The following is a 1,450-nucleotide window of genomic DNA, read 5'->3' on the forward strand; positions in this document are numbered from 1 at the left end:
GCTGTTTCTGGTGCTGATGGGCGGCACGCTGCTGTTGCAGCTCACTGACAGCCGCGCCACCCACATGGCTGAGCAGAACCGGCATTCGGCGCTCTATGGCCGGATCGCCGCCGAGGCGCTGAAGGCCGATGCGGCCGCGGCCCAGCTCAAGGGCGCCGCGCCGCCAGCCGTCACCAGCGTCTATCTCAAGCGTGTCATTCCGGCGGCCGCGCTGGAAGAAGACCGGATTTTCGCCGTCGTGGACAACGCCGGGCGGATCATCGCCAGCCAGCCCGCCGCGGCGCAGCTCGATGGCTTGCCGGTTACCAGTCTTCTGGCGCCTGATTTCATTGTCGGCGTCGGCATCAACAGCAGCGAGATGGCGCCGCTGCGGCTCGCCTCCGGCGACGACGCGTTCGTCGGCATGCACGATCTCGGCGATTTTCCCGGCACGCTGTTCGTGCTGCAGCGCAAGTCGGATGTGCTGCAGGCCTGGCGCACCAGCGTCACCCGCGTCACCGCGCTGTTCATCGTGACCCTGTTCGTGCTCATGCTGCTGGGCGGCGCCTTTCACTGGCAGGCCGCCAAGGCCGCCGAGGCAGACTCGATGCTGGGTCTCGCCACGGCAAGGCTCGACAAGGCGCTGGACCGCGGCCAATGCGGCATGTGGGACTGGGACATCGACAAGGGGGTGATCTTCTGGTCACGCTCGATGTTCGACATCCTCGGCATGCCCGTAAAGGGCGACTATCTGACCTTCGCCGAGGCGGTGAGCCGCATCCACGAGCAGGACACCCAGCTCGAGGAGGCGGTGGAGCAGCTGCTCGACGGCCGCAGCACGTCCTTCGACCTCGAGTTCCGCATGCGCCACGAAGACGGACATTACGTCTGGCTCCGCGCCCGCATGGCGCTGGCGCCCGGCGAAGCGAAGGACCGCCCGCACCTGATCGGCATCGTCTTCGACATTACCCAGCAGAAGCTTGCGGACAAGCTCAACAAGGAGGCCGAACTCCGCCTCAAGGACGCGATCGAGAACATCTCGGAGGCCTTCGTGCTGTGGGACGCCGACAACAAGCTGGTGCTGTGCAATTCAAAATACCAGCAGTTCCATTCGCTTCCCGTCTCGGTCTGCGTGCCGGGCACGCCCTATGAGGACGTGGTGCGCACCGCCAAGGAGCCCGCCGTGCGCAAGCGTATCGGCCTCAAGGGCGAGAGCGGCGAAGGCCGTTCCTTCGAGGTACAGCTCGCGGACCGCCGCTGGCTGCAGATCAACGAGCGGCGCACCAAGGATGGCGGATTCGTTTCGGTTGGAACCGACATCACGGCGCTGAAGCTGCAGGAAGAGCGGCTGCGCATGGCGGAGCGCGAACTGATGATGCCGGTGCGCGCTCTGCAGCAACAACGCCTGCTCGCCGACCCGCAGGCGCAACGGCTGGCCGACCTCGCCGACAAAGACTCCCGCGAGCCGCCC

Annotated in this window: 1 protein-coding gene; it reads left to right on the top strand. The window is 66.3% G+C overall.

The features are described 5' to 3' along the window. Positions 1 to 1,450, top strand: a 1,450-nt coding sequence (locus ACKOED_RS16100) for a PAS-domain containing protein (RefSeq protein ID WP_408917647.1), incomplete at both ends; no start/stop codon positions are given.

The sequence above is a fragment of the Aestuariivirga sp. genome (assembly GCF_046093005.1).
Classification (GTDB): domain Bacteria; phylum Pseudomonadota; class Alphaproteobacteria; order Rhizobiales; family Aestuariivirgaceae; genus Aestuariivirga.